The sequence below is a fragment of the Clostridium paridis genome (assembly GCF_016765615.1).
GTDB lineage: Bacteria > Bacillota > Clostridia > Clostridiales > Clostridiaceae > Clostridium_T > Clostridium_T paridis.
In genome coordinates this window covers 64,043-86,034 of record NZ_JAESWA010000023.1, presented here as the reverse complement: position 1 = coordinate 86,034, position 21,992 = coordinate 64,043, and the positions used below count along the sequence as shown (strand labels likewise).

Annotated in this window: 19 protein-coding genes and 1 other annotated feature; of the genes, 7 read left to right on the top strand and 12 right to left on the bottom strand. The window is 29.3% G+C overall.

The window, feature by feature from the left end:
• Positions 1-69: 69 nt before the first annotated feature.
• Positions 70-1,536 carry a methyl-accepting chemotaxis protein gene (locus JK634_RS13500; protein ID WP_202768202.1) on the bottom strand — a complete coding sequence of 489 codons (1,467 nt, stop codon included), beginning with the start codon at positions 1,534-1,536 and terminating at the stop codon, positions 70-72.
• A 275-nt stretch (positions 1,537-1,811) separates the two neighbouring features.
• Here JK634_RS13500 and JK634_RS13495 point away from each other — a divergent pair, with 275 nt between their 5' ends.
• Positions 1,812-2,810 carry a ketoacyl-ACP synthase III gene (locus JK634_RS13495; protein ID WP_202768201.1) on the top strand — a complete coding sequence of 333 codons (999 nt, stop codon included), beginning with the start codon at positions 1,812-1,814 and terminating at the stop codon, positions 2,808-2,810.
• A gap of 141 nt (positions 2,811-2,951) precedes the next feature.
• Here the strand turns inward: JK634_RS13495 and JK634_RS13490 are convergent, their stop codons facing one another.
• The 6 genes from JK634_RS13490 to JK634_RS13465 form a co-directional block, all read right to left on the bottom strand.
• Positions 2,952-4,340 (bottom strand): L,D-transpeptidase family protein, encoded by a 1,389-nt coding sequence (locus JK634_RS13490; protein ID WP_243425617.1) that lies wholly within the window; start codon positions 4,338-4,340, stop codon positions 2,952-2,954.
• A gap of 250 nt (positions 4,341-4,590) precedes the next feature.
• Positions 4,591-5,721, bottom strand: a complete 1,131-nt coding sequence (locus tag JK634_RS13485; RefSeq protein WP_202768200.1) for a glucosaminidase domain-containing protein — start codon at positions 5,719-5,721, stop codon at positions 4,591-4,593.
• 126 nt (positions 5,722-5,847) lie between these two features.
• Positions 5,848-6,333: a carboxypeptidase-like regulatory domain-containing protein gene (locus tag JK634_RS13480; protein ID WP_202768199.1), complete on the bottom strand. Its 486-nt coding sequence runs from the start codon at positions 6,331-6,333 to the stop codon at positions 5,848-5,850.
• A gap of 149 nt (positions 6,334-6,482) precedes the next feature.
• Positions 6,483-6,938, bottom strand: a complete 456-nt coding sequence (locus JK634_RS13475) for a hypothetical protein (protein WP_202768198.1) — start codon at positions 6,936-6,938, stop codon at positions 6,483-6,485.
• A 269-nt stretch (positions 6,939-7,207) separates the two neighbouring features.
• Positions 7,208-8,200, bottom strand: a complete 993-nt coding sequence (locus JK634_RS13470; protein ID WP_202768197.1) for an acyltransferase family protein — start codon at positions 8,198-8,200, stop codon at positions 7,208-7,210.
• A gap of 74 nt (positions 8,201-8,274) precedes the next feature.
• The gene (locus JK634_RS13465) at positions 8,275-9,720 is read right to left on the bottom strand and encodes an ATP-binding protein (RefSeq protein ID WP_202768196.1); all 1,446 of its coding nucleotides are present in this window, start codon (positions 9,718-9,720) and stop codon (positions 8,275-8,277) included.
• Positions 9,721-10,014: 294 nt separating this feature from the next.
• Between JK634_RS13465 and JK634_RS13460 the strand changes: the two genes are divergently transcribed.
• Positions 10,015-12,360 (top strand): immune inhibitor A domain-containing protein, encoded by a 2,346-nt coding sequence (locus JK634_RS13460; protein ID WP_202768195.1) that lies wholly within the window; start codon positions 10,015-10,017, stop codon positions 12,358-12,360.
• Between the two features lie 232 nt (positions 12,361-12,592).
• Complete coding sequence (locus tag JK634_RS13455; RefSeq protein ID WP_202768194.1) at positions 12,593-13,060, top strand: GreA/GreB family elongation factor; 468 nt, start codon at positions 12,593-12,595, stop codon at positions 13,058-13,060.
• 48 nt (positions 13,061-13,108) lie between these two features.
• Here JK634_RS13455 and JK634_RS13450 read toward each other — a convergent pair whose 3' ends face one another.
• From JK634_RS13450 to deoD, 3 genes are all read right to left on the bottom strand, one after another.
• The gene (locus JK634_RS13450; protein WP_202768193.1) at positions 13,109-13,516 is read right to left on the bottom strand and encodes a DUF2752 domain-containing protein; all 408 of its coding nucleotides are present in this window, start codon (positions 13,514-13,516) and stop codon (positions 13,109-13,111) included.
• Positions 13,517-13,599: 83 nt separating this feature from the next.
• Positions 13,600-14,523 carry a polysaccharide deacetylase family protein gene (locus JK634_RS13445; protein ID WP_202768192.1) on the bottom strand — a complete coding sequence of 308 codons (924 nt, stop codon included), beginning with the start codon at positions 14,521-14,523 and terminating at the stop codon, positions 13,600-13,602.
• Between the two features lie 179 nt (positions 14,524-14,702).
• Positions 14,703-15,410, bottom strand: coding sequence for a purine-nucleoside phosphorylase (deoD, locus tag JK634_RS13440; protein WP_202768191.1), 708 nt, complete (start codon positions 15,408-15,410; stop codon positions 14,703-14,705).
• A gap of 284 nt (positions 15,411-15,694) precedes the next feature.
• Between deoD and JK634_RS13435 the strand changes: the two genes are divergently transcribed.
• The 3 genes from JK634_RS13435 to JK634_RS13425 all read left to right on the top strand — a co-directional run bounded on the left by JK634_RS13435 (position 15,695) and on the right by JK634_RS13425 (position 17,565).
• A complete protein-coding gene (locus JK634_RS13435; RefSeq protein WP_202768190.1) occupies positions 15,695-16,603 on the top strand; it encodes a helix-turn-helix transcriptional regulator in 909 nt (302 codons plus the stop codon).
• A gap of 78 nt (positions 16,604-16,681) precedes the next feature.
• Positions 16,682-17,245, top strand: a complete 564-nt coding sequence (locus tag JK634_RS13430) for an oxidoreductase (RefSeq protein WP_243425616.1) — start codon at positions 16,682-16,684, stop codon at positions 17,243-17,245.
• 32 nt (positions 17,246-17,277) lie between these two features.
• Positions 17,278-17,565: a Dabb family protein gene (locus JK634_RS13425; protein WP_202768189.1), complete on the top strand. Its 288-nt coding sequence runs from the start codon at positions 17,278-17,280 to the stop codon at positions 17,563-17,565.
• 82 nt (positions 17,566-17,647) lie between these two features.
• Here JK634_RS13425 and JK634_RS13420 read toward each other — a convergent pair whose 3' ends face one another.
• Entirely contained in the window at positions 17,648-18,577 is a 930-nt protein-coding gene (locus JK634_RS13420; RefSeq protein ID WP_202768188.1) for an exonuclease domain-containing protein, read from the bottom strand.
• Positions 18,578-18,717: 140 nt separating this feature from the next.
• Positions 18,718-18,975, top strand: a binding site (T-box leader).
• Positions 18,976-19,025: 50 nt separating this feature from the next.
• Between JK634_RS13420 and asnB the strand changes: the two genes are divergently transcribed.
• A complete protein-coding gene (gene asnB, locus JK634_RS13415; protein ID WP_202768187.1) occupies positions 19,026-20,615 on the top strand; it encodes an asparagine synthase B in 1,590 nt (529 codons plus the stop codon).
• A 52-nt stretch (positions 20,616-20,667) separates the two neighbouring features.
• Here the strand turns inward: asnB and JK634_RS13410 are convergent, their stop codons facing one another.
• Positions 20,668-21,630, bottom strand: coding sequence for a tRNA dihydrouridine synthase (locus JK634_RS13410; RefSeq protein WP_202768186.1), 963 nt, complete (start codon positions 21,628-21,630; stop codon positions 20,668-20,670).
• Between the last annotated feature and the right edge of the window lie 362 nt (positions 21,631-21,992).

The window sequence follows — 21,992 nt, the reverse complement described above, 5'->3', positions numbered from 1 at the left end:
CAATGTTAACTTTTTAATTACGTTTATCTATTAAAATTAAAAATCACCATTTTCATGGTGATTTTAACTTTATAGTTTTATGGAATTTAACTCATTACAAATCTCATCTAAATCATTATAGCTATTTGTTATTTCTATTATTCCAGCATTAAGGTCATCTATTGCTGCAAATATTTCCTCCATTGCAGCTGCTGTTGTTTCTACATCTTCGCTAATATCATTTACAGAGTTTAATGTACTTTTCATTGTATCTTCCACTACAGCTGACTGAGAACTGACATCTTTTGAATGATTAAGCACATTTGTTGTATTAATATTTACATCTTGGAATAATGCCTTAACATCATCAGTATGTTTATTGCATATTTCAATAGATTCTTTTTCCTTAAGTATTTCCCCTGCAACAACTTTAGTTTTATGCGATATATTACTCAATATTGCCTCAACCTTATCTGTAGAAATCTTGGAATCCTCTGCAAGCTTTCTCACTTCCTCTGCAACTACTGCAAACCCTTTACCATGCTCTCCTGCCCTAGCTGCTTCTATTGATGCGTTAAGTGCTAAAAGATTAGTCTGTTCTGATATTTCTGTAATGCTATTTATAATTTGAACAATTTTTGTAGTTTCCTCACTTAGTTCACTAATCATATCCACTACATTTAAAATATTTGAATTAACCTTATTCATTTCTGAAGAAAGTATATCTACCTTGCTTGTACCTTCTGAAACTACATTCTCAGTTGATACTGATAGAGATTCCATAGTTTTAATTGCATTTGAAACTTCTCCTACTTTTTCTACTCCTACTTTACTTGAAGTTTTCATACTATCCATTATATTTACTTGTCTTGATGCTCTATCTGCAACCTCACTTGTAGCAGTTGTTATTTCTTCTGCTATTTGTCCAGTGACAGTAATTCCACTTTTAATTTTTTCATTTGCTTCTGTTAAAGTCCTTATGGTGTAATAAATTTTATTTAATAACATTTCCGCCTTTGCTTTTGCATCGTTTGTTAACTTCTGCTCTTCATCTAAATTCTTATAAACAATCTTTGTAATAACTGCATTAATTGATAAAATAACTGAACCTGCAACAACGTATAACACATAAAATACTAGTTCCTCATAGCCTACCGAAATAAACAAAGTAGTTTTATATGTTAAAAAGAAATAAACTATAAGTGCTATACTTGCAATGGCTTCTAATATTGTGGCTCTTAAATCTTGATATACACTAACTAATATTACTCCATAGTAAATTAAAATAAAATTTGCCCAGCTTGGATCTGTTAAAAACATTATACATATAACTACTGTATACATAAATATTGTATAAAGCATAGTTGGAATAACATATTTAGCTTTTATTAATATTAATGCAATCAGCATTAATGGCACAGAAAGCCCTATAAGAATTAATATTGACTTTGTATCTGTCTTTAAGAAAATATCAAAAACTACTCTTAATAACACTGATAGCAAAAATCCTACTAACATGATTTTATTTTTTAGTTCTACATTTTTTTTATAATCCATTAATCTTCCTCCATCTTAGCTATAATTAATATTTCCGTATATTTATTAATTATAGTTAATTTTCGTATGTTTTTCCACATAATTTACCATATTATTCTGTTTTTTGATATTTTATTATAACTTACTAAATATTTCATCTGAATTAACATTTTTATCCTTTCTATAATTTTACAAAGCAAATTAACTTACAATAAATCCCTAAAGTAATTAAATTTGCCAACGATATAGATATATAAATATTATTTTTAGAAATATTTAATGTAGGAGTGATTGAAATGAACGTAAAAATAAACAGAATAGAATATTACCACCCTGAAACAAAATATTCAAACGAATACTTTATGAAGCATTTTTCGAAGCAAGGAACAGATATATCAGGGCTACTTGAAGTTACAGGAAGAGATTCAAGATATATTTCTGAGGACTTCCATGAAAATTCTTTAACTATGGCCATTGAAGCTTCAAAAAAGGTAATACAAAATGCAAATATTGATGTAAATGACATAAACTTAGTAGTATTTGTATCTACAACTCCAGAATTTTTATCACCTACGAATGCAGTCAAAATTCATGAAGCATTAGGACTAGGAAAGCAAGCAATTGCATATGATATGAATGGAAATTGCGCAGGAATGATAATTGCTGTTGATCAAGTCAGCAGAATTATGAAAACTAATGATAGAATAAAATACGCATTAGTTATTGGCTCTGACCAGTTGGTTAGATATTCAAGACGAACTGAAGCCATTACTTATTCTAATTTTGGAGAATCAGCTTGTGCCATTTTACTAGAAAATGTAGATAATCATCCATCAGACTTTCTAGATAGTTCCTCTTATGTGGATAGCTCATTAAGTGGATATATAAATTTCCCACCCTCAGGTTTTTCCAAGGTTCTACCATTAGATAAACACACTGAAAAGGATAATAGAATAATTGAATGGATTGATTTTGATACCGATGAAGCTTTTGCTAGTTCTGTTGATTCAATAAATGAAATTCTTGATAGAAACAACCTCTCAAAGGATGATATTAAGCTTTATTGTTTATCTCAGTTTGCTAAGAAAAATATTGAATTAATCCAAGAAGCCTTAAAGGAACCTAACCACAAGTTTCCTTTTGTCGGAAACAAATTTGGATATACCGGAGTTACTAGTCCATTTATCGCACTTACTGATTCTATTGAAAAAAATAAAATACAACGCGGTGACCACGTCATTCTTTGGACAGTGGGAGCAGGTGTTGTTGCTTCATGTATACTTTTAAGATATTAGTTATATTTAAAATATAGGGTTGTAAGTTCAAATAATAACTTACTTATTCATTAATAAATTAAGTATCCTATAAAAAGCTAAAAAACTTCTTCTAGTAATTGAGTAACTAGAAGAAGTTTTTTAATCTATAAAAGTTCTATCTTATTCATAATAACAAACCACAGGATTTCCTACCTGAATACTATTAAATACTGCATTTGCAACATAGTATGGGGCATTGACGCAACCATGGGATCCATTTGTTCTATAAATATTTCCACCAAAAGCACTTCTCCATCTTGCATCATGAATTCCAATTCCTCCATCAAATGGCATCCAGAAGCTAACAGGTACATTATAATCTTCGCCTTTTAGCATAGTGTTTGTCTGCTTATATTTTATCCTATAAACTCCCACTCGTGTTGAATGATTTTGACTTACATTACCTGTAACAACATCCCCTTCAACAATTAATTTACCATCTTTATAAAACCATAAATGTTGCCTTGTCATATTTATTTCTACATAGGTATTCCCTATATCATTTCCATCTTGTGATATAGCTGTTTGAGAATATTTAGGTTCCCTATCTACTGTTTGTCCTTCCTTAACAGATGCTATCAAATTCTCAACTTCTTTTGATTTATCAACTAACCAACCATAATCTCCACCGCTGATTTTTATAGTAGTTCCCATTGTTGTATGAAAATCTCTTTCTTTTCCAACTGTATTCAAACCATCAAAAAGTGTATCTAAATACTTTTTTATATTTGTTTCATCAAACACAACTTCAAACTTTTCATTAACTTGAAGCCATTTATTTATAATTGCACCATCTACAATTTGTTTCTTTGAACCTAAGTTATAAGTAACTTTAGTTGATACATATTTATTAAGCAAATTTTGAGTATCTATTACCTTTTGTGAAGCTGCAGTATATTGGGGTTTTTCGTAGCAATCTGCTGATTCTAGGCTAATGGTCTTATCCATATTGTTTATGGAATTAGCTAACTTCTCTTCTAAAATACTCTTATTTAGCTTATTTCCTTTGACTTCATCTATAATTATATATTTATTATTCTCATATTTGAAACTTGGCTCTTTAGGCTCCACTATGCTTTTATTTGTTAAACACTCCAAACTATCCATCTGCTTTTTTAATAATTCCTTATCATAAGATATACCTTCTTTTATCTTACTATTACTAGAATTGAAAAATGCTGAAATCCATCCAAAGGGATTCTGTCTCTCCTTTAGCTTTTGAATCTCACCATTAGGCTCATACTTTAACTTAATATCTGATCCATTAATTTCTTCTTTTTTACCATCTCTTTCCTCTATCACTAACTTATATGCATCAAGTTCAGACGGCAGCTGTTTTTCAGCTTCTACTACTGTTTTACCAGAAACACTAATACTATTAACCTCTGAGCCAAAATACAAATGATTAGTAAAATAAATGGTCATTCCTAAGTATATAATAATCAAAATACCTATAGAAATTATAATACCCTTTATTGTTTTTTTACGTTTATTTTTTTCCTTCTCCAATATGACGTCCTCCCTGAATCATTAATACGAATCTTACAAATTTTAATTGTTAATGTAATATTTTTAATAAGTAATACATATAAAAAAACCTCATTTCAAAAACTATACTCTATATTTATGAGATTAGTTTCGTATATATAATTCAGATAAAAAATTTCATATTTTTGAAAGAAAAAAAATCATCCATGAGATAAAATAAAAGCCATCACAATTATATGATGGCTTTAACGTACTTTTTTTACTTTTACAATTATTTAACATTTAACTCATTCTTTAAATCTACGTATATTTGATTTACTCCTTTAAACCAATTTTTATCTTCAGAATACTTTGTATTTATCCACTTGAATGCATCCTCATCTTTCGGCCTATCTTTACACAAATTTATTATTGTCACGCATGCTATCTTACTAGCATCTCTAATATCTGTGTTATAATTTTTCCAGCTTGTATACACATTAAAAGGATTGTTTGCTATTTTCTTAGCATCAACTTCATCCTTAGGTACAAACCCTTGCTCTTGGCCTGAAACGGCAAATAATATTAAAGGATTCAAATTATACTCCTTAGATACTGTAATCACAGTTGTAAAATACGGTTCTTCAGCTAATAAAGAATTTTTTTTAATTAGAAATTCCTTTAACTTATCTTTATTAATATCCCTGTATTTAAAATCTTCTGGTAGATTAGATTCTTTCCATAAATCTGATTTTATTTCTGAGTCTACATCTTTATTATCAATACTATTTCCTATACTTGAATTTTCTAAATGGACTTTAATTCTTCTACTATTGATATTATATATACCTATGATTCCTACCGTAATTATTGTAATAGTTAAGAATGAAAGTAATATCTTTTTTTGAATAAGTATATTAATTATATTATTATTAGCTATTTTTATATTTTGTGCGCTGTTATAAGGCACTTCACTTAATGATTTATTCTTTAATAGATTATCACTTATTCCCTTTTGCAACGCAACTCCATGAGCATTATTCTTCTTATCTAATAACTCTAACTCTGCTTTAGAATTATCATTTTTTATATGTAAACTTGTCCATTTCACAAGTGTGCTAATATAATTTTCTGACTTTCCTTCAAGTGATATGTAAATATTAAATATATCTGCTAAAGATGTAGTATCTGCTTCCCCAGATATAGTATTTCTTAACACTTGTATCTTGATTTCGTGCTTATATTCAGTTTCAAGTCCTTCTATGCTTTTATCTAGAACTTGGTGAACTGCTCTATTTAAAATATCCAATTTTTCTTTTTTTGTATAGTCTACATACTTTTTTTCTATATATTCTTTTAATTTAAGTATATCTTGCCGGTCTATAACTTTTTTAGCCCCTAATTCCTTCATTACATTTTCCATGATAAACTCCTATGTACCCCTTTATAAAAGTAATTATACCATAATCTCTCATAAACACTTTCGTTAAATAATAGAAATCCACTATACTCATTTGCATAGTGGATTTATTATTTTATTCTTATCTATCTAATAACTTTCCCTTTTTTTAATATACTTTAAAAAAATTGAATGCTCAACTTTTTCACAAGGTAAAACCTTAATAAAATGAGAAGAGTATACAAAGTTTTTGCCAATATATGCTTCTATAGTGTAATACCCTGGTGGAATATTCTCTATAATATATTTTCCATTTTTATCGGAATTTGTTCTACATACTGGATACTCGTGATCACTTCCAAAGTATAGCAAAATAGTTACATCTGGTACTATTTGATTATACTTATCAAGATAAGTTATTCCAACGATCTTACCTGAATAATCCTTCTTTTCCTCACCAAGTATGAGACTTAAATTCTGCGAATTAAATTGAAACGGTTTGGAAACAACACTTTGTTCTTGATCAAGATCTTGTATATTCTTTTGGTGACTTTCTTGGGTACTTAAGCTTGCTTCTTTATCATTTACGACTTCAACTTCGACCTCTTCTTTATCTGGTATATTATCTTTAATCATATTTCACCTCCTAAGCTAAGTTCTTAAAACTATTTGACTTAAACTTAAGACTCTAAATATATTATAAACATATTTAGATAAATTCTTTTAATTGTTAAAAACATAGTGGAGAAAATCTCCACTATGTCTACTTTAGAATAATTTATTTCTTACCACTTAGGTCCGTCTTTTTTCTTATCTATATCTATATCTACATCAACACGTTTTTCTGCTTCTGCTTTTGCTTTTGATTTTGCTGCTGCTCCTGCTTTTGCTCCTGCTAATGCTCCTGATTCTGCTTCAGTGTCAGCATCATTATCAGCATCATTCTTAGAAGTTTGTCCTTGATTTTGACTTTGAGTTATATGGTTATGATTAATTTGTTCATTATATTGTTTTTGTTTGTGGAATTCTCTTTCTACATCTACATTTCTATTTGCAGCTAATGCTAATGCTCCTGCTTCAGATTCTGCTTCTGCTTTAGCTTCTGCTTCTGCCTTTGCAAATGCTAGTGCGAATGCTGCTGAAAATGCTAGTGCAAATGCCTTAGGATCTATACTTGTTCCCATATAACCTAATATAGAACTAGTTACTTCATCTCTAACTTTATTTACATCTACTGCCATATCCCATCTCTCCCTACAATTTTATTTGATAAACTTCTTGTTTATCTAATTTATAGTATGCATTTATGTAATTTTGCGTTACATAAAAAATCTATTTTTTTCGTAATACAGTTATTTGCTTTACTGGATGGAAATTACATGAAACTTATGTAACTAAGTTTTATGTTAACATTTGTTGACATCTACTAAAAAAGTCGTGCAAATTACTATTCTTTTGCACGACTTTTATTTCTATTATAAACTTCTATTTATGCATCAAAAAATCAACCTTAATTCTTCTTTATTAGTTTTAATATATAAGAAATAAAATAATGATATGATATGCTAGCTATAAAAATAACAATAATTAATAATATAAATCCCAAATTGTGTGCAACCTTATAATTATCAAATATTTCATAGAAAAAAATATGTATCATATATAGTTCAAAAGAGCATACTCCAATTACCTCAAAACATTTAAGAATGAGCTTCATTTTTAATTTTTCTAGTATACCGAATATAAATGATAGTATAAAAATTAATATTGGTGTGATAAATACAAAAGGATACCACCACAATCCATATTTCCATAAATAATCAGCTTTATAAGTTATAAAATAATATAAACTAATTAACCCAATTATATTTAGTGTTAGTAAAATTATGAATTTATTTAAACTTATTTGTTTTCCCTTAGTAAAATTATGTGCAAAATACATTCCTACTACAAATAGGGGCAATCTAGATATCGCTATCAGATTAAATTTACCGAAAAAACAAATGCAACTAATAAAAAATATAATAATCATTTTAAACATGCTTTTATATGGGTTTTTACTTTTACTAATTATTAAATATAGAATAGGAGATATTAAATAGAATAGAAAAATATCTTGTACATACCAATTAAATTGATTTTGTAAATTAATCCAGTAACCAAACATAAATATATTACCTAAAGCTTCTCTAATACTTATTCCACCATTAAAGAACTTTTTATAAATTATCCATATTGAAATAAATGGCATGTAGTATGGCAATATTCTTTTTATCCTTCTTTCGTAAAAATTAAGTACGTTTTCTCTATTTTTTTCAAGAGACAAATATAATCCAAATCCAGATAAGAAAATAAATATATCTACCCCACCGTATCCAATTTTTTTTATAAATGAAATTACATTATTAGTATAAGATATTTTCGCATGAAAAAGCATAACCCAAAGAATTGCTATACCCATAAGCTTATTTCTATATTTACTTATAACTGAATATTGAATCATATAATTGCATTCCTTTCTAATTAAAACACTCAAATTAGCTATAAACCATATTAGTTGTTTAATTGATAATTTATTTAAAAATATATATCTGAAAACTCAACGTTAATAGCATTAATCAATCTATTGTCTGCATCTAAGAAAATTTCTATTTCCTTTTCAGTTATCTCTTCTTTAATAGGTAGAGTTACCATAAATGTGCTTCCTATATTCACTTCACTATCTACCCTTATTTTTCCTTCTAATATTTCAGTCAATAGCTTTACGATAGTTAATCCTATACCACTGCCCTCTGCCTGCCTTGAAAGATTACTATCGACTTGTCCAAATCTTTCAAAAATCATCTCATACTTTTCTTTTGGAATTCCTATACCTGTATCACTAACTGAAATATCTAAGGTTTTATCACTTGTATTCTCCTTAACCTTAACAGTTATACTTCCACCTTCATTTGTAAATTTAATTGCATTTGATAAGAGATTTAGTACTATACGTTCATATTTCTCATCATCAATTGCAGTCCTGATGCTATCTACATTAGTTTCAAAACATAAATTAATCTTTTTCTGCCCAGCATATTCCTTTACTGATTCAACAATTGATTTAGTTAAGAACACAATATCAACATTTCTCATATTTAATTTATATTGTTCTGAATGTAATCTAGTTATATCTAATAAGTTATTTACAAGTCTTAATTGCCTAAATGTATTTCTTTTTATACTGGTAATAAGATTCCTTACTTGTTTAGGAATTAACTTAATATATACATGCTCAATTAATTGTATAGCTGAATAAATTACATTTATTGGTGTCTTAAATTCATGAGTAATAGTAGTTATAAATTCATCCTTCATAATAAGGTCTTTTTCAAGAAGTTCTCTTTGCTTTCTTTCTGCCATATATAGTAATTCCTGTTGCTTATTAATTTTACGATTTTGTTTTCTAAGTAATAGTTCGCGCTCTATTGCATCAACAACAGTAGTTAATGTAGTTAAGAAAAACGGGTTGTGAAGTATCACTGCAGTCATTATACATATGCTTCCTAACAAGTTATCATCGTCCGAATAATGAAATGGTACGCCATAACAAGCTGTGCCATGTAAAAACGTGTGATAGTGATTACTTCCTATTAGTTGTATTGGTTGATTTTGTTCAAGAGTTAAGCTAACAACATTCGTACCCATATCCTCTTCAGTAAATTGTATACCTGGTTTAATTCCTAATTGGAGCATAGTTCCTTTTATAGCTTCATCACCTAATGTTTCTAATAAATAACCCTTTTCATCAGAAACAGCCACTAATATCGGCGTACTTTTTTCCAAAGATTTAATTATCTTCTCACTAAAAAATGTTACAACCTCTAATATTTCTTTATAATCTTCTTTCTTCCTAGCTAGTTCTTCTTCTGTCATAACACTTTTAGGCATCCTAGGTTCATTAGGATTCATGCCTAATTCTTTACATTTATTTTTTGATTCACATATATAACTAGCTTCTTCTACACTTGTATGTTGCAACATATATTTTTCGTACCTCCTGAAAACCAAAATCAATTACGAACCAATATTAGGATACTATTTCAATAGCTAATCGTCAAATAAGTTCCTAAGAAAATTCACTAGTAATTTGTGTAATTAAATAAGAATCTAATAATTATAAATAAAAAATGCACTTTTTTTAATTAAGTTTTGTTTATAATGGCTAAATCTTAAAAAGTCATTTTACATATTATGTAATTTATGGTAAATTTATTAAGTAATGTGTTTAGACTTTACAATATAAATTAACAAATTAAAAAAAGGGGGTAATTTATTTTGCTAAAATCAAAAATCATCGGATTAGTGACAGCTGCAGTAGTAACTTTAAGTACAACAGGTACTCTAAACATTAACCAATTTACATCAAATACAGTACCTCAAGATTCTGAAGCTATAGCAAGCATAGAGAAAGATGGTGACCTAGCTATAGCTAATGATGATAAATTATTGGCTATGCTAAAGAAAAAAGGAACAATTCCAAGTAATGCAACCACTGAAGAGGCGAATAAAATTCTTAAGGATTATTTATCGAAAAAAGAAGCTACATCTAACAATAATCCTTCACAATTAGATTCTAAATCACTTCAGGGCTTAAAGACCTATGGAAAAGAGGCAATTAAAAATGGAAAATTACAAAAGACTTCTGATAAAAAGAAAAAGAAAAATGATCCTCAAACTTCCTGGGATGGAAGTGTTACTAAAGATAAGGCTCTTGTTCTATTAATAGAATTTCCTGATTTACCACATAATACATTGACTTCTAATGATACTGATATGTATTATAAAGATTACAGCAAAACTCATTATCAAGACATGATATTCGGAAGTAAAGGATATGCTGGTCCTAATGGTGAAAATTTTGTTTCTTTAAAACAATACTATGATCAACAGTCTGGTAAAAGTTATGATATTGAAGGAAATGTTTATGGTTGGTATAAAGCTAGTCAGCCAGCAGCTTATTATGGTGCAGATAGTGCAACTAGCAATAATGTAAAAATTCGTGACCTCATAAAAGAAGCCTTAGTTGATGCTTCTAAAGATGCAAATCTTGATGATTATGACTTAAAAGACCCTTATGACTTAGATGGAGATGGAGATCTTAATGAGCCCGATGGTATAATCGATCATCTAATGGTAATTCACTCTGGTATGGGACAAGAAGCTGGTGGTGGAGCTTTAGGGGATAATGCAATATGGTCACATAGTTCAAAAGTTTATGATATAGTTAACGGCTCTGCTGTTCCATTTAAAATTCCTGGTACAGATATGTCAGCATATCCTTATACAACAATGCCCGAAGACGGAGCTGCCGGTGTATTTTGCCATGAATTTGGTCATGATTTAGGTCTACCTGATGAATATGACATAAATTATTCTGGAAAAGGTGAACCAATAGGCTATTGGTCCATTATGTCTAGTGGTAGTTGGGCTGGAAAAGTACCTGGAACTGAACCTGTAGGTTTCAGTCCATATGCAAAACAGTATTTTCAAAAAACCTATGGTGGAAATTGGGCTCATGGAAATTCAGTTGATTTATCCGAGCTTACTACTAAAGGTAAGGAATATACTTTAGATGCTTCTAGTATAAAGGCTGAGAATAATGATTTTGTCAAAGTTACGCTTCCAAAGAAGGCTACAACAATCACAACTCCATACAGTGGAAGCTACCTATACTTTAGTGGAAAAGGAAATGATTTAAATAATTCTATGACAACTAGTATAGACCTAACAAATGCAACAACTGCTGATTTTAACTTTAAGACTTGGTATGATATTGAACAAGATTGGGATTATGGCTCTATCTTAGTACAAGAAGATGGCACAAATACTTGGACAAGCATTCCTGGAAATATCACTACAACTACTAATCCAAATGAACAAAATCCTGGAAATGGTATTACAGGCAAATCTAATGGATGGATTGATGCAAACTTTAGTCTTAATCAATACGCTGGCAAAAAGATAAAATTAAAAATAAACTATTGGACTGATGTTGCTGCAGAAATGGCAGGCTTCTATATAGATGATATAACTCTTAATGTTAATGGAAAGGTATCATTCTTTGATAATGCTGAAGGTACTTCTAACTTTACATTTGATGGTTTCAGTAAAAATGATGGTAAAAAACTAACAGACCAATACTATTTACTTGAATTAAGAAATCATTCAGGTGTTGACAAAGGTCTTCAGGATATTAAACGTGGATTAAGCCTTATGAATTATGAACCTGGACTATTGGTATGGTATGCTGATGAATTATATAGCGATAATATAGTTGCAGACCATCCTGGTCATGGATTCTTAGGCGTTGTAGATGCTGACCAAAAAATATTAAAATGGAGTGACGGTTCTATTGCAGAAACAAGATATCAAGTGCATGATGCTACCTTCTCAACAAACAAAGATTCAAAAATGCTTATAGATTATAGTACTCCTGGACAACCTCTTACTCTAAGAGATGATTCAGATTCAAAACATCCAGATTTTTTGGATAAAGACACTTATATTACTAAAGAGAACCCTGATTCAGGTCTTCTATTACCTCAGTTTGGAATTAAAGTGAATGTAATTGATCAAACTGATGACAGCCGTAAAGCAAATATAGTTGTTAAATTAAGATAATCTTTTTAGTTCAAAATAGCTTGGATGGATTATCCAAGCTATTTTTTCTACATATTATTTATTAAGTAACTTTTATTTTTTTATATATAATATATAATAGTAACATATAGGGTTTTAAGTTCAACTATTAACTTATTCATGCCTGAAAATGTCCAGAAACCAACATTTTCAAACAAGAATAAGTTAAGTTTCCTATCAAAAACCCTATAACATATATTAGGGGGAATTTTCTATGAATAATTTACTTACAGAAGAAAATATGAAGAAATTAAGAGATGAATTAGAATATAGAATGACAGTAAAAAGAGCCGAAATAGCTAAAGAAAAATTAGTAGCTGCTGCTCATGGTGATAGATCTGAAAATGCAGAATATAAAGAAGCTTGCAGAAATTACAGAGAAAATGATAATAGAATTCAATATTTAATGACTATGATTTCAACTGCAACAATAATCGATGATAATGGTCCTGATAAATCAGTCCTAGGAATTAATAGTAAAGCTAGAATAAAATTTATTGAAGATGATGATGAAGAGATCATAACATTAGTAACTACAATGGACCTAGATCCTGAGAACATGCTAATAAGTATTGAATCTGATTTAGGCAAAGCTTTAACTGGCCATAAAGCTCAAGATATAGTTGAAGTCAATGCTCCAGGAGGAAGCTATACAGTAGAGGTATTAGAAATTCTATCCTAAATAAAAGATGACTAATGAATCCTAAACATTAGTCATCTTTTCATATATCTATTTCCCGCTTATTATAATTTTTATAAACTTATAAATAAAACCATTTTTAATATTTATATCAATAACAATACCATCCGGATTAACAAGTCTAAATACATATACTGTTATAAATAATGCTACTCCAATTGCTATTAAAATAACAAAAATCTTTTTTGATATCTTATCTCTAAATAGAAATAACAGAAGATATATTGGAGGTAAAAAAAATAACGGATGATAGTAAAATGCTCCTTTAAAATCTAAATGAATAACTCTAATCCATGCTCTAGTCATTCCACATCCTGCACATGAAATACCTGTTAGAAATTTGATAGGACAGCCAATTCCTACTACTCTTAAAATAGCATACAGTAGGGTTACAGGTAGTCCAATTTTAATTAATTCATTTATCTTTAAATTCTTCATGTGATTCTATCCATCCATAATCTAAGTTATATTTTTCTCGAACATTATATCTTATAATAGTTCTTTCTACAATATTATCTACTTTATTTCAACGTTTTAAATTCATATCCTTTATTTTTTAAATCTGTAATTATGTATTGAAGTACATCTGCTGTACTCTTCTTTCCATATGTATCATGCATTAGTATAACTACTTTTTCTTGTCCATTAAAAGTTTCACTATATCTACTAATATATTGCTCTTTTGTTCTAGTAATTCCTTCTGCATCTCCTATAAGAGCATTCCAATCTATATATTTATACCCTTTCTTATCTAACTCTTCGTCTAATTTCTCTACACCTTTCCAGGATGCATGTCCACCTGGAAATCTTATTACTCTACTTTGAAAGTCTTCTCCTAATACATCTTTTAGTGCTTTGTTATTTTTTTCTATTTCTTCCACAAATGCTTGTACATTGACAATTCCACTTGGATAAAGCTTGGTATAATTATGAGAATATGTATGATTTGCTATAGCATGTCCTTGATTATAAATGTCTTTAAGTATTCCTTTAGTATTTTCATTTTCATCTACCTGCTTTCCGATTACAAAAAAAGTTGCCTTAACATTATTCTGTTTTAGTATATTTAGAATTGTTGGAGTAACGGTGGTAGATGGTCCATCATCGAAAGTTAAAAAAGCAATTTTCTCACCATCATTAATTTTTTTATTTTTTGATAAGTAATCTTGTATTTTTGCAGCATCATAACTATTTGAATCTTGCTTTACTTCCCTTTTAATTTCATTATTAGTTAAACCTATATCATTTTCTAAATTTTTATTATCACTAATTTCTGGTTTTTTATTTGATGCCAGCGCTTGTACTTGTTTTGTTTTTAATTGCTTGTTTTGTTTATATAAAATAAAACATAGTACACTAAGAATTATTATGAGTAGACTAATAATAAATTTTCTTAGTCGTCTTCTCTTTTTTCTTTTTCTATAAATCTTTTGTTTCTTAATCAAAGGATCACCTTCCAATCTATTAAATTTATGAGGCAAATATCCTTTTAAATTTTAATTATCTTCATAAAAAAACATCCCCTATATTCATTATGAATTAATCATAATAAGGAGATGTTTTTTATTTGTACATTAATTGTATATTAGTTGTATCTAATTAATGTCATTTTAGTGATATTTCTTTAAAGTGTGATAGCAGTTTCTAATGCAACTTCTATCATTCTAGTAAAGGTATTTTGTCTTTCTTCTGCTGACGTTTCCTCACTAGTTACTAGAGAATCACTTACAGTTAATAATGCTAATGCATCTACATTATATTTTGCTGCGATAGTATAAAGAGCTGCAGCTTCCATTTCTACTGCTAAGCATCCAAAACTAGCCCATTTCTTCCATGCTTCAGGATTATCATTATAAAAAGTATCAGTACTAAACACGTTTCCTACTTTTGGATCAAACCCTTTTTCTACAGCTATGTCATAAGATTTTTTTAATAATTTAAAACTAGCTGTTGGAGCAAAATCTATACCATTAAATCTAATTCTATTGATATTAGAATCAGTAGATGCTGCCATTGCAATTACTAAATCTCTTACCTTAACTTCTTCTTTATAAGAGCCACAAGTTCCAACTCTAATTAGATTTTTAACACCATAACTTTGAATTAATTCATTTGCATATATAGAAATTGATGGTATACCCATACCTGTTCCTTGAACAGAAACTTTCTTTCCTTTATATGTTCCTGTATAACCATACATTCCTCTTACTTCGTTATAGCATATTACATCTTCTAAAAAGTTTTCTGCTATAAATTTAGCTCTTAAAGGATCTCCTGGCAATAATATAGTTTCTGCTATTTGACCTTCTTTTGCATTAATGTGTACACTCATTTTTATTCCTCCAAATTTTTGTTTAGATTGACTTAATTAAAGATTTCCGAAATCGCTTTCACTTTAATATTAAAAATATCTACGTTAAATTTTCTTGAGGGAGTTCTATTTATAAAACATCTTTTGAACTCCTAACTGAATTTTACCATCTAATAGCTTAAATGCCAATACCATTATTTTTGAAAATCATGCTTAAAATGCTATTGAATATTTACTATTAATATAACATGACATAGCGTTGTCATATTATATTATGTATACTTGTATATGAGGTGATTGATAAAATGCAAATTAGTAGATTATTTCAAATAATATATATCCTGTTAGAAAAGAAATCCATAACTGCAAGAGAATTAGCTGATCATTTTGAAGTTTCCGTACGAACAATTTATAGAGATATTGATGCACTATCTGAAGCTGGAATACCTGTTTATTCAACTCAAGGCAAAGGTGGTGGAATTTCACTTATTGATAACTATGTATTGAATAAATCTCTACTATCCCAATTAGAACAAGATAAAATTCTTATTGCTCTTCAAAGCTTATCTGCTACTGGATATCCTGAACTCAAGGATACCCTCTCAAAATTAAGCAGCTTCTTTAATAAAAGCAATATCAATTGGATTGAAGTAGATTTCTCTAATTGGGGAAATTATGAGAAACAGAAAGACATTTTTAATCTCCTAAAAAGTTCAATACTTGAAAAGAGAGTAATTAACTTTTCTTACTTTAACTCTATAGGAGAAAAAAGCAATCGAAATGTTGAGCCTTTTAAGCTACTCTTCAAAGATAAAGCTTGGTATCTTATAGGATATTGCCTTGAAAAAAATTCAGTTAGAACTTTTAAAATAATACGTATGGCTAATGTCTTTATTACAGAAAAATCTTGTACCCACACTGATTCACATGAGCTTTCACATAAATCTTCTGGGGATTTTCATACCAAGAACATTAATATTAATTTGAAATTTTCTTCTGAAGGTGCTTACCGTGTATATGATGAATTTCAAGAAAAAGAAATTATAAAAAATGAAGATGGTTCTTATACTGTAATTAGTCAAATGCCAGAAGGTGAATGGCTTTATAACTATCTCTTATCTTTTGGTACTATGTTAGAAGTAATTGAACCCCAAAATATACGAGATGAAATGGCGAGGCGTCTTAATATACTGATCTCTAAATATATTTATTAAACTTGACCCATTGTAGTCAGGTTTAATTTTTTATACTTAGTTAGTAATATAAATAAACTAAGTAAATGAGATTTAATTATGAATGATTTCTCACAATTTGATATTAGTAAAGAACTTAGTGGATCTTCCTCTTCAACTGAGGGTGCTCTATCATTAAGCGATGAAGATTGGCTTCAAACCCTTAATCAAAATCTATTTTCCTCAGTACGTCTAGACCGTGGATTTTTACCATCCATGATTGAAGAGCAAAAAGGAGTTATAATTCATATCTCATCCATCCAGCGTAAACTTCCTGACAAGATGACTATGGCCTATTCAGCTGCAAAAGCTGCATTAACTAACTACAGTAAAAACTTAGCTACACAGTTTGGCTCAGATGGGGTGCGTGTAAATACAGTTGCTCCTGGTTTTACAGAAACAAAAGCTGCCGAACGCCTTATCGAAAGAATGGCTGAAAATTCAAAATGTGATTATATTAGTGCTCGCCAAGAATTAATGGATGCTCTTGGTGGTATACCACTTGGTCGTCCTGCAAAACCTGAAGAAGTAGCTGAACTTGTTGCTTTCTTAGTATCAGATAGAGCTTCATATATTACAGGCTGTGAACATATTATTGATGGCGGAATAATAAGAACCATTTAACATTTCATTATTAAATATTATAGGGGGTAAATATGATTGTTAATAATTTATTATTAAAATTAAAGAATAGGGAGGAAGATACCATTAGGAGAACTCAAGAAGTACTTTTAAGTATGAGAGGGAAAATAGAAGTTCTAATGGATATACAAGTAGAAGTAAATATCCGCCCTGGACAAAGTAACTATGATTTAATTCTTATTACTAAATTTGAATCTTTAGAAGCCCTTGATGTATATCTGTCTCATCCAGCACATCTTGAGGTTGCTAAATTTATTGGAAGTATTTTAGATACTCAAGCATCTGTATGCTATAAAGTATAGTCATTTTAAGATATTAATAGCCTAAGAAAATTCATCATTATGATTTTCTTAGGCTATATTAGGAATTAAATAAATACTAATCTTAAATTCTATTATCGATACCTAGAAATTCCTCTTCACTTAAAAATTTTATGCTATGCCCTTTTGCATTCAAATCTGTTGCTTTTTTGAGTTTATTACTCATTTCTTCTCTACGCATGGCTTTTATATCCTTAGTATTAGTTACTAAAATTGTTGTATTTTTAGTAACAGAACTTCCTGTACTACCTCCCAGCTTTCTAACCAAACTCATGGCTTCATCTCTAGACATAGAAGATAGCTTTCCTGTAAACACTACTACTTCATTTTTATATGCGTCTAATTGTAATCTATCCAATACATTATCTTTTTTAAGATAATAGATTCTATTAGAGGTTTTAGCTACCCTACCTTTAGTTGAAGATGGCTTATATATATCCCCTTCTACTTTTCCAATCGATACTCCTATTAGTGTAGAAATTTCATTAATATCTGTACATTCTAATTCCTGTGATATGTTAAGTAGTATATTACTACAAGCAAGAGCATCATATAGAGCGTCATGGTGCTTAAACTCATATCCCAAAAAATTATTTACAGTATTAAGCCTTGCATTTTCTATGCTTTTATAAAAGTTCCTAGCAAGCTTCATTGTACAAATGTATTCGAAACTAGGAAGTTCTATATTATAAAGCTCTGCACATTTTCTTAAGACTGATATATCAAAAGAGGCATTATGTGCTATTACTAAATTGTCATGAAAATAATGTTTAATTTTTTCCCATACTTCGTCAAATTCAGGTTCATTCTCAACCATTCCTGGTCTTATTCCATGAATTCCGATATTAATAGGCATAAACCTCATTTCCATAGGTCTTATTAAGTGATGTATTCTTTCTACTACATGTCCATTTTTCACTACAGCAATACCAATTGAGCATGCACTACTTCTTTTTTCATTTGCTGTTTCAAAATCTATCGCTATAAAATCCATTTCTGTTCTCCATTAAATAGTATTAATTTTATATTACTTTACTTATTATAATAATAATTTATCTCTTTTGCATTACAATATTTATTAATAATAAAAAAAGTATTGACAAAAGATATCAAATCAGTTTAAAATTAATCCAAGAAAAAGCAATGATGGAGAGAAGTAAAAAAAATATTCACCAACAGTGAACTGGGGATGGTGTGAACCCAGTGGCAGAGTTTTTTTGAATAACACTCCGTAGCTGCAAACTGAAATATCAATAAAGTATTCTTAGAATATTTTTGATAAAGTAGGCGCGCCGTAATCCATGCGTTATTTGGGCACCAGTAGTAGCTGGTAAGAGAGACCAAAATGGTAATTTAGGTGGCACCGCGGATAAGCGTCAATTCGTCCTATTATTTATAAGACGATTTGACGCTATTTTTATATACGTAGGAGGGCTATTTATATGTGTACAATTATGTGTTATACAGGAACAGACATGAAACATGAAAAATTTGCTGAGGCTTTACAGAGAACTGAACTAAGAGGACCAGATATGACAGAAATACTTACCTTACCTTCTGGTATTTTAGGATTTCAAAGACTTGCTATTATGGATTTAAGTTTTAGCGGAATGCAACCATTCACAAGAAAAAGAGATGCATCTATCTGTAATGGAGAAATTTATGGATTCCGTAAATTGAAAGAAGAGCTAATAGCAAAGGGTCACAAGTTTATTTCTGATAGTGATTGCGAAATATTACTTCCAATGTACCTAGAATATGGATTAGATATGTTTGCAAAACTAGATGCAGAATACGCAGCTGTTATATACGATGGGGAAAAGGATACTTTTATTGCAGCAAGAGATCCAATTGGAATTCGACCTCTATTCTATGGCTATTCTGAATCAGGTAAAATCATGTTTGCAAGCGAGGCAAAAAATTTAGTAGGTCTTACTGATAAAATTATGCCATTCCCACCAGGACACTATTATGCGGATGGTCAATTTACTTGCTACTCTGATATCGCAAAAGTAGAAGGGGATTACTGCACTGATGATTTAGAAGTTATTTGCAAAGGAATCCATGACAGATTGGTAGCTGCTGTAGAAAAACGTATGGATGCTGATGCTTCTGTAGGATTCTTGTTAAGTGGTGGACTAGATAGTTCATTAGTTTGTTCAATTGCTCAAAAAATGTACCCTGAAAAACCAATTAAAACTTTTGCTATAGGAATGGCAGAAGATGCAATTGACTTAAAATATGCAAAAGAAGTTGCTGATTATATTGGCAGTGATCATACTGTTGTTTATATGACAAAAGAAGAAGTTCTTGAATCACTTGATGAGGTTATTAAAATTCTAGGAACCTTTGATATTACAACAATAAGAGCTAGTATGGGAATGTATTTAATTTGTAAGAAAATACATGAAATTTCCGATGTTAGAGTACTTCTAACTGGTGAAATTTCTGATGAATTATTTGGATATAAATATACAGATTTTGCTCCAAGTGCAGCAGAATTCCAAAAGGAATCACAAAAGAGAATTAGGGAACTATTTATGTATGATGTACTTCGTGCAGATCGTTGTATAGCTTCAAACTCTTTAGAGGCAAGAGTACCATTTGGTGATTTAGATTTTGTAAAATATGTTATGGCTATAGATCCAGAAAAAAAATTAAACACATACAACATGGGAAAATATCTTTTAAGACATGCTTTTGAAGGTGACTATCTTCCAAACAATATTTTATATCGTGAAAAAGCTGCATTTAGTGATGCTGTAGGACACTCTATGGTAGACTATTTAAAAGAATACGCTGAAGCACAATATAGTGATAGAGATTTTGAAAGAAAATGTGAAGAGTATAAATATCATGCTGCTCCATTTACAAAAGAATCCTTACTATATAGAGAAATCTTTGAAAAATACTATCCAGGACAAGCAGAAATGATAGTTGATTACTGGATGCCAAACAAAGAATGGGAAGGCTGTAACGTTAACGATCCTAGTGCTAGAGTATTATCAAACTATGGTGATAGCGGAAAATAATTTAATTAAAACCCAGGATAAAAATATCCTGGGTTTTCTATAGTTTTTTTTATTACTTATTATAAAATAAACCTGCTCCTTCAATAATCTCCTGCTCCGCAAACAAACTTGAAATTGCAGCATTATAATCACTAAGCTTTTGTGCTTTCTTTATTTTTTTAGCATATTTTTTATTATCAGAAAATATGTAAATCATATATCCCCATAATTCTTTCATTCTAAATATAGCATTTTTCTCTTCATTAAATAATTCTATGTATTTATTAAATACTTCATCATGAAATTCCTTTAATACTTTTTTATCTATACTTGCTTTATTTCTGATTATATTCATAAGCCCGGGATTTGCAAGTATCCCTCTTCCTAGCATTACTGTATTCACTTCTGGAAAGGCTTGTACCAATTCATTATGATCTTCGGATGTAAAAATATCTCCGTTATAGCATATGGGATTCTTGCTTAAAGCTAGTGCATCTTTAAATACTTCTAAATTAGGTTTATTACCATAAAAGTCTTTCTGTATTCTTGGATGAATAATTAATTCTTCTAAAGGATATTTGTTATAAATCCTTAATAATTCTGAAAATTCTTCTGGACTATCCTTCCCTATTCTAGTTTTTATAGAAATCTTTATATCATCCATTTTAAATATTTCATCTAAAAACACATCTAATATTTCTCTATGAGCTAGAAATCCTGACCCTCTGTTTTTTGAAACTACTGTTCCAGATGGACATCCTAGATTTAAATTTATCTCACTATAACCTAATTGCTGTAGCTTTCTAGACGTAGAAATAAACCCTTCTGAATCATTTGTTAAAATTTGCGGCACTATATTTATTCCATTATTATTCTCAGGCAAAATGTCTCTTAATTCCTTAGTTTTTAAACTCCTGCTCTGATTAGGTACTATAAAAGGTGCAAAATATTTATCAATATTATTAAAAAACTTCACATAAGCATTTCTATATATGTATCCAGTAATTCCTTCCATTGGTGCTAAGTAATATTTCATCTAATAACTCCTCATCTAATTTTCTACTTCTTTTGTAATATGATTTTTGCATTATATTTATTATAAATAAAAATCTACTACATTGCTATTGTTAATTAATATGATTGATTTGAATATTGATTGTTTTAAATACTCCATACTACCTACCTAAATATAGCTTTTACATGATAATTTGCTCTAATAATTTATCATACAAATCTTTTTTTTAAATTTTCTGAAAATATGCTTGATTTTCCTTTTTAATTGTTATATTATTAACATAGTTGTTAAATGTTTAACGAGTTAGTTCGAAAAGGATCCTTTACCAATTATTAAATTAATCAAAAGAAAAAATATATTGTTATTTCAAAAGTTTACAAAAT

Bases quoted from the DNA above. Each gene is read 5' to 3' on its own strand.
- JK634_RS13500 (WP_202768202.1), bottom strand. From the start codon at position 1,536: ATGGATTATAAAAAAAATGTAGAACTAAAAAATAAAATCATGTTAGTA.
- JK634_RS13495 (WP_202768201.1), top strand. From the start codon at position 1,812: ATGAACGTAAAAATAAACAGAATAGAATATTACCACCCTGAAACAAAA.
- JK634_RS13485 (WP_202768200.1), bottom strand. From the start codon at position 5,721: ATGGAAAATGTAATGAAGGAATTAGGGGCTAAAAAAGTTATAGACCGG.
- JK634_RS13480 (WP_202768199.1), bottom strand. From the start codon at position 6,333: ATGATTAAAGATAATATACCAGATAAAGAAGAGGTCGAAGTTGAAGTC.
- JK634_RS13475 (WP_202768198.1), bottom strand. From the start codon at position 6,938: ATGGCAGTAGATGTAAATAAAGTTAGAGATGAAGTAACTAGTTCTATA.
- JK634_RS13470 (WP_202768197.1), bottom strand. From the start codon at position 8,200: ATGATTCAATATTCAGTTATAAGTAAATATAGAAATAAGCTTATGGGT.
- JK634_RS13465 (WP_202768196.1), bottom strand. From the start codon at position 9,720: ATGTTGCAACATACAAGTGTAGAAGAAGCTAGTTATATATGTGAATCA.
- JK634_RS13455 (WP_202768194.1), top strand. From the start codon at position 12,593: ATGAATAATTTACTTACAGAAGAAAATATGAAGAAATTAAGAGATGAA.
- JK634_RS13450 (WP_202768193.1), bottom strand. From the start codon at position 13,516: ATGAAGAATTTAAAGATAAATGAATTAATTAAAATTGGACTACCTGTA.
- deoD (WP_202768191.1), bottom strand. From the start codon at position 15,410: ATGAGTGTACACATTAATGCAAAAGAAGGTCAAATAGCAGAAACTATA.
- JK634_RS13435 (WP_202768190.1), top strand. From the start codon at position 15,695: ATGCAAATTAGTAGATTATTTCAAATAATATATATCCTGTTAGAAAAG.
- JK634_RS13430 (WP_243425616.1), top strand. From the start codon at position 16,682: ATGAATGATTTCTCACAATTTGATATTAGTAAAGAACTTAGTGGATCT.
- JK634_RS13425 (WP_202768189.1), top strand. From the start codon at position 17,278: ATGATTGTTAATAATTTATTATTAAAATTAAAGAATAGGGAGGAAGAT.
- JK634_RS13420 (WP_202768188.1), bottom strand. From the start codon at position 18,577: ATGGATTTTATAGCGATAGATTTTGAAACAGCAAATGAAAAAAGAAGT.
- asnB (WP_202768187.1), top strand. From the start codon at position 19,026: ATGTGTACAATTATGTGTTATACAGGAACAGACATGAAACATGAAAAA.
- JK634_RS13410 (WP_202768186.1), bottom strand. From the start codon at position 21,630: ATGAAATATTACTTAGCACCAATGGAAGGAATTACTGGATACATATAT.